Genomic DNA, 6,164 nt, shown 5'->3' on the forward strand with positions numbered 1-6,164 from the left:
CTATCCGCAGGGCTACGACTGGCGTTACGGCCAGCAGCCCCAGCCGGGGCAGTACCGGCACCCGTACGGCCCCTTCGCCGGTGGTCAGGCCGGGCCTCCGCTGCCCGCTCCCCGAAAGCGTTCTCGCGCAGGCGCATTGACCGTCGGCGCGGTGGCGGTTGCGGTGGTGTCGGCCGGTATCGGCGGTGCGGCCGCGTCGGTGATCGAGCACCACGGATCGCTCTCCTCCGTCGCAGACGGGTCGCTAGCCGGTGGCGCGACTCCCGGGATGCCGGCCTCGAACGCGCCGATGGGCAGCGTCGAGCAGGTGGCCGCAAAGGTGGTGCCCAGCGTCGTCATGCTGGAGACCAACCTCGGTCGTGCATCCGAGGAAGGCTCGGGCATCGTCCTGTCCTCGGACGGTTTGATCCTGACGAACAACCACGTCGTCGCGACCGCGGCCAACCCGGGCAAGGCGCCCGCGCCGCACGGGCGTCCGGGTGAACACCAGGGCCCTGAGGATGACCCCGGCGGCCCGGGCCCCGATCCCGACCAGCCTGCCCCGCCTGCCGGAGCCAAGCCGAAGACCACGGTGACGTTCTCCGACGGTCGCACCGCGGAGTTCACCGTTGTCGGTGCTGACCCCACCACCGACATCGCAGTGGTTCGCGTGCAAGGCGTTTCGGGGCTGACGCCGATCAGCCTCGGGTCGTCGGCCAACCTGAGGGTCGGCCAGCCGGTGATGGCGGTCGGTTCGCCGCTCGGCCTGGAGGGCACCGTGACGACCGGTATCGTCAGCGCGATGAACCGGCCGGTGTCGACGACCGGTGAGTCGGGCAACCAGAACACCGTGCTCGACGCCATCCAGACCGACGCCGCGATCAACCCCGGTAACTCCGGTGGCGCGTTGGTCAACATGAGCGGACAGCTGATCGGCGTCAACTCGGCCATCGCCACACTCGGCGGCGACTCGCCGGACGCGCAAAGCGGCTCGATCGGCCTTGGCTTTGCGATTCCGGTCGATCAGGCCAAGCGCATCGCCGACGAGCTGATCAGTTCGGGTACCGCGTCGCACGCCTCGCTGGGCGTGCAGGTCACCAACGACAAGGAAACGCCCGGCGCCAAGGTCGTCGAGGTGGTGCCGAACGGCGCCGCGGCCGCCGCCGGTATGCCCGGCAACGTGGTGGTCACCAAGGTCGACGACCGCACCGTCAACAGTGCCGACGCGTTGGTCGCCGCGGTGCGATCCAAGGCGCCCGGCGACAAAGTCACGCTGACCTACAAGGACGCGTCGGGTCAAACCAAGAAGGTCCAGGTCACGTTGGGTAAGGCACAGCAGTGATGAGAGCCGCTGCGCCGTGGTCGGAGTCCAGATATACGGTTGCAGCCATGGAGGAGCGTGCGGAGTTGGTCGGCAGGGCACTTGTCGTTGTTGTTGACGATCGGACTGCGCACGGGGACGAGGACCACAGCGGTCCGTTGGTCACCGAGCTGCTCACCGAGGCCGGGTTCGTTGTCGACGGCGTGATCGCCGTCGCCGGCGACGAGGTGGAGATCCGCAATGCGCTCAACACCGCCGTGATCGGGGGAGTGGACCTGGTGGTGTCCGTCGGCGGCACCGGCGTGACTCCGCGCGACGTCACGCCGGAAGCGACGCTGGACATTCTCGACCGCGAAGTTCTCGGCATCGCCGAAGCCATTCGGGCGTCGGGGTTGTCCGCGGGCATCATCGAAGCGGGCCTGTCACGCGGTCTGGCCGGCATCTCCGGCAGCACCCTGGTGGTCAATCTCGCCGGCTCGCGATTCGCAGTGCGCGACGGCATGGCGACGCTGAATCCGTTGGCGGCCCAGATCATCGGGCAACTCTCCAGCCTGGAGATCTGACGCTGAGCAGGCCGGCCGGTGACGACTCGGGCGCGATTCACCGGGTATTCGGGACAGAGCTACCGCAAGAGTCGTCAGACGAGCGTGATCCACACGCGAGTCGAGACGCCGACGATCGTGAGCAATGGCTGCGGGACAACGTGCCGCCACACCACGATTGAAGCGGCTGCTGGGAGCTACCTGTCCTCGATGGTCGGGCTTTCCGGGGCGTTGGCGGAGTGATGCCCTGAGCCGCCACCGGATTCGGCGAGCTGATCCCGGATCTGTGTGAGCAGTGAGAGTTCGGTGTCCTCGGCTTGCTTGACTTCACCACGCTTGCGCAGCGTGTTGTAGGGCAGCACGACCAAGAAATACACCACCGCCGCGATGATGATGAAGTTGATGGCGGCGGCCAATGCGGCGTTGAAGTCGATGAATTGACCTCCGCCGATACTGATTTTCAAGATCCCGACGTCGGACTTTCCGCCGGCACCGATCCGGTCGACCAGCGGCTGAATGACACTTTCGGTGAATTTGGTGACCAAACCGGTGAACGCGGTACCGATCACCACCGCTACAGACAGGTCGATGATGTTGCCGCGTGCGAGAAACTCCTTGAAACCCTTCAACATCGGGATGTCCTTTCTGCAGTGGGTATGCCACAAAGCAATTGGAGTCTAGGAAAAAGCTAGCCGAGTCGGGCTGGCCGTGCGAGAGTTTGCTGTTTATCCGGCCAGACACTCAGTGCAGGGTGAGCGTCACGGTCTGAACCAACGCCGCGCCGGCCACCGCAATGGCCGAGGTGGCCGGCAGCGCGACGAGTACCACCCGATCGTTGGTCGCACTCTGAGCTTTCTGCTTTGCCGATACCGACACCACGATCGCGTCGGTGGCCACGACATGCGGGTTGGCTTGCGAGCTGTTCTCCGACGCGGCCACGACGTCGACGACATCACCCGGTCGTACCAAGTCGATGAGTGCGCTGTCAGCCGGATGCACCGGCACAATCCGGGCGTCGGGCCCGGCGGCCGACTCGGCGAGTCGACGGCCCAGCAGCCGGACGTCGGTGAGCACTTCGCCCCGCCGCGCCGGCCCCGCCAGCGTCGAGCCGACAACCGCACCGACGTCCGACTGCGATCCGTCGGGAACTGTTGGGATTAGCCGTGTTTCGAGGCGGAGGTCATCGGCGGTCAGCGCGTTGCCGGGGCTGAGGTCACGCGCGGCCACCACGACATGCGCGCGGTCGCCGTCGGGATCGGGCCGCAACGCGGCGGCCCCGGCCAGCATCACCAGCCCGCCCGCGGCAATGCGCCGGGCCAGCACCGTCCGCGACCAGTCTGGGCGTAGCCACTGCGAAATCCGGTCCGGCAGAGACGGATTCAACGATTTTGGGGAATCTCCCACCCGCCAACAATAGGCGTGGCAGCACAATAAGTGCGGCCGCCGAACGGCCGCTTGTGGATAACCGGCTAGCTGGAGGTGGTCGCGGCCGACTTCGACGACGAGTCGGACTTCTCAGTCGACGAGCTGCTCGAGGAGTTGGACTTCTCCGACGAGCTGGACGTGTCGCTTGAACTGGACCCCTCGGAGCTCGACGACGAACTCGACTTGGCCGAGCCGTTACTCGAGCTCTTCGTCGACTCGCGGCTGTCGTTGCGGTAGAAGCCGCTGCCCTTGAACACCACCCCGACGGAGCCGAACAGCTTGCGCAGCCGACCCGAGCACTTCTCGCACGTGGTCAGGGCATCGTCACTGAATGCCTGGACCGCATCAAAGCGATTGTCGCACTCGGTGCAGGCATAGCTGTAAGTCGGCACACAAACCTCCGTGATGATCTAAACGCTTAGCACTCTACCGTCTCAAGTGCTAGAACCGCCATGTGGCACGTGTCATTCCCGCTCGGCGCGGACGCCAGTGTAGGACCCCATCTGGCGTGTCATATGTGACACGAACGTGAGATAGATCGAGAGGCCGCGCGGCAGTTGCGGCCGGGGTGATCGCACGGCACGGCCTTTCCCTCGTTCTATGGGCCTCTGGCAGTTCTTGGCAGTCCGGTGCGTGGCATTGGCAGCGCATCGATGGCCATCGTTGATGAGGTGAAGGCACCCTCCGGCCCTGAAGAATTCGTTATCAAGTTCGGCGACTTCTGGAACGATCCTGCACCGCAACGGTTGTCGGAACTCCTACATTCCGACGTGGTCCTCGTGCAGCCGCTCGCGCCTCGCGTAGTCGGGATCGAGGCTGCGCAAAAGCAGTTCCAGCGATTCTTAAACTGTCTTCCAGACCTGCGTGCATGCGTCGACCATTGGTGTGGGGATGCCAACCTAGTGTTCATTGAATTCCGGCTGCGTGCCCGCATCGCGGGCGACCTGATCGAGTGGCCTAACGTCAACCGGCTCGAACTGTGCGATGGCAAGGCCGTCAAACGCGTGACCTATTTCGACCCTCTCGCGATCCTGCCCACGCTGCTGCGCCATCCGTCAATAGCGTGGCGATGGTGGAGTTCGGCATGAGCGCCCCCGAAAGCTGATGCCGATGGGTGAGCAAGGTCGTCATTGAGTTGGGCGAGCGACGCCTTGGATGTCGGTGAACAGCGCAACTTTGGTTGTGGGGTTCCTCGATGGATCAGACGTCGGTCGGTAGCGCTGAGCCCAACGCCCTCATCGTTACCTTAATTTAGCCTTATTTTTCTTAATTTTGGTGTACGGTTCGGCGGTATGAATGCCAAACCAGCTGGCGAGGCCAGTCTCATGACGAAGAGTGGTCGTGAACACGCGGTTGTGTTGGGCGCTGGGATGGCCGGTTTGTTTGCAGCGCGAGTGCTTTCGGAGTTCTACGACGCGGTTACCGTCGTGGAACGTGACACGTTGCTCGACCATCCGAGTCACCGCCAAGGCGTTCCTCAGGACCGCCATCTGCACAATTTCTTGGGCCGCGGTGTGCAGGCGCTGGCGGAGCTCTTTCCTGGACTGCTCGATGAGATGGCCGCAGCTGGTGCCATCGTCGTTGACGACGGGGACTTGGGACGCATCTATGCCCGGATGGGCAAATGGGAACTAAAGCGCTCGGGCACGGTGGCGGATCCGACAGGGTTGACGTTGTGCCTGGCGAGTCGACCGTTCGTCGAGTTCTATGTGCGCCGACGGGTGGCAGCCCTGCCCGGAGTCACGTTCCTGGACGGTCATGACGTCCTTGAGCCGATCGCTGCGGATAACGCGGTCACCGGTGTGCGAATCGTCGACCGCCGCAGCGAGATAACGACGGCGCTGAATGCCGATCTGGTGGCGGATGCGTCCGGACGATCGGCGCGCATCGCCGCGTTTCTCGAACGCCTGGGATACGGGCGGCCGGCTGAGGAGCGGTCCCCGACTGCGGTCGGGTATGCCAGTCAGCGACTCGCGATCCCCAGCGGATGCATCGAACAGCAGTTGGTCGTGTCGAACCGAGGGCCCCGCGAGCCTGGCGTGCTGCTGTTGGCCTGCGAGCAAGACTCCTGGATGCTGGCCGTCGGTCGCTCCGTTGAGAATGGCGGGGCCCCAGCCGATTTCGCCACGATGCTGACCTTGTCCGAAGATGTCCTACCCCGGGCTATCGCCGATGCGCTGCACAATGGGCAACCTATCGGTGAGATCGCAACTTTCCGCAATCCCGCTGCAGTGTGGCGGCGCTATGACCAGATGCGACGATTCCCGCGCGGCTTGCTGGTGATCGGTGATGCATTGTGCAGCCTCAATCCTATCTACGGGCAGGGCATGACAATGGCCGCATTGCAAGCCTTGACATTGCGCCACTGCCTGCGCAGCGGCGACGACGCTTTGGCGCACCGCTTCTTCACCGGCGCCGCACTGCACATCAATCCGGTGTGGACCCGCAACCACGCCAACGACCGCCTCCCGTCACCTAGCCGCAAGCGCTCAATACAACAGCGACTGCGTCGTCAGATCGTCAAAGCCACCTTGATCGCGGCCTCCAACGACACCACGGTGGCCGAACGCCTCCTGCGAGTGGTCCACCTCATCGATCCAGCCAGCCGGCTGAACGACCCCGCCCTGTTGCCCCATGTCGTCGCCGCCAACGTGCGCCACCTGCTCGCGGGGTTCCGAGGACCGCAGCGCCTACTTCAACGGTCTCGTCTAGCCCACGTCGCCGCCCACCCGTGATATCTGCGGATTCGGCCCGGCACCTGCTCGGCCGTGCAGATCGACCATGTGGTCGCGCTGGCCGACGCCTGGTAAACGGCGCACGCTTGTGGGAGGGCCAGCGCCGGCGCGACTTCGCCAACGACCCGCGCAACCTGTTGGCCGTGGCCGGTCAGGTCAACT

The 6,164-nt window shown here is 64.7% G+C and carries 7 protein-coding genes and 1 pseudogene; 5 read left to right on the forward strand and 3 right to left on the reverse strand.

What is annotated here, in order from left to right; all coding sequences use genetic code 11:
- Window positions 1–1,321 (forward strand): S1C family serine protease (locus VGH54_RS25125; protein ID WP_331514844.1); only part of this gene is annotated, 1,321 nt, incomplete at its 5' end.
- A complete protein-coding gene (locus VGH54_RS25130) occupies window positions 1,321–1,863 on the forward strand; it encodes a MogA/MoaB family molybdenum cofactor biosynthesis protein (RefSeq protein WP_331514845.1) in 543 nt (180 codons plus the stop codon). The genes VGH54_RS25125 and VGH54_RS25130, both read left to right, overlap by 1 nt.
- Before the next feature lie 176 nt (window positions 1,864–2,039).
- Here the strand turns inward: VGH54_RS25130 and mscL are convergent, their stop codons facing one another.
- The 3 genes from mscL to VGH54_RS25145 form a co-directional block, all read right to left on the reverse strand.
- Window positions 2,040–2,474, reverse strand: a complete 435-nt coding sequence (gene mscL, locus VGH54_RS25135; RefSeq protein ID WP_331514846.1) for a large-conductance mechanosensitive channel protein MscL — start codon at window positions 2,472–2,474, stop codon at window positions 2,040–2,042.
- A 109-nt stretch (window positions 2,475–2,583) separates the two neighbouring features.
- Entirely contained in the window at window positions 2,584–3,246 is a 663-nt protein-coding gene (locus VGH54_RS25140) for an SAF domain-containing protein (RefSeq protein WP_331514847.1), read from the reverse strand.
- Window positions 3,247–3,311: 65 nt separating this feature from the next.
- Entirely contained in the window at window positions 3,312–3,659 is a 348-nt protein-coding gene (locus VGH54_RS25145) for an FmdB family zinc ribbon protein (protein WP_331514848.1), read from the reverse strand.
- Window positions 3,660–3,920: 261 nt separating this feature from the next.
- Here VGH54_RS25145 and VGH54_RS25150 point away from each other — a divergent pair, with 261 nt between their 5' ends.
- The 3 genes and pseudogenes from VGH54_RS25150 to VGH54_RS25160 all read left to right on the forward strand — a co-directional run.
- Entirely contained in the window at window positions 3,921–4,355 is a 435-nt protein-coding gene (locus tag VGH54_RS25150) for a nuclear transport factor 2 family protein (protein ID WP_331514849.1), read from the forward strand.
- A 237-nt stretch (window positions 4,356–4,592) separates the two neighbouring features.
- Window positions 4,593–6,002, forward strand: a complete 1,410-nt coding sequence (locus tag VGH54_RS25155; RefSeq protein WP_331514850.1) for an FAD-dependent oxidoreductase — start codon at window positions 4,593–4,595, stop codon at window positions 6,000–6,002.
- Window positions 6,003–6,023: 21 nt separating this feature from the next.
- Window positions 6,024–6,164 (forward strand): annotated as a pseudogene (locus VGH54_RS25160) (GmrSD restriction endonuclease domain-containing protein); the annotation flags it as partial.

The sequence above is a fragment of the Mycobacterium sp. genome (assembly GCF_036488105.1).
Classification (GTDB): Bacteria; Actinomycetota; Actinomycetes; order Mycobacteriales; family Mycobacteriaceae; genus Mycobacterium.

Coding starts and splice junctions, on each gene's coding strand:
- VGH54_RS25130 (WP_331514845.1), top strand. CDS start 1,321: ATGAGAGCCGCTGCGCCGTGGTCGGAGTCCAGATATACGGTTGCAGCC.
- VGH54_RS25150 (WP_331514849.1), top strand. CDS start 3,921: ATGGCCATCGTTGATGAGGTGAAGGCACCCTCCGGCCCTGAAGAATTC.
- VGH54_RS25155 (WP_331514850.1), top strand. CDS start 4,593: ATGACGAAGAGTGGTCGTGAACACGCGGTTGTGTTGGGCGCTGGGATG.
- mscL (WP_331514846.1), bottom strand. CDS start 2,474: ATGTTGAAGGGTTTCAAGGAGTTTCTCGCACGCGGCAACATCATCGAC.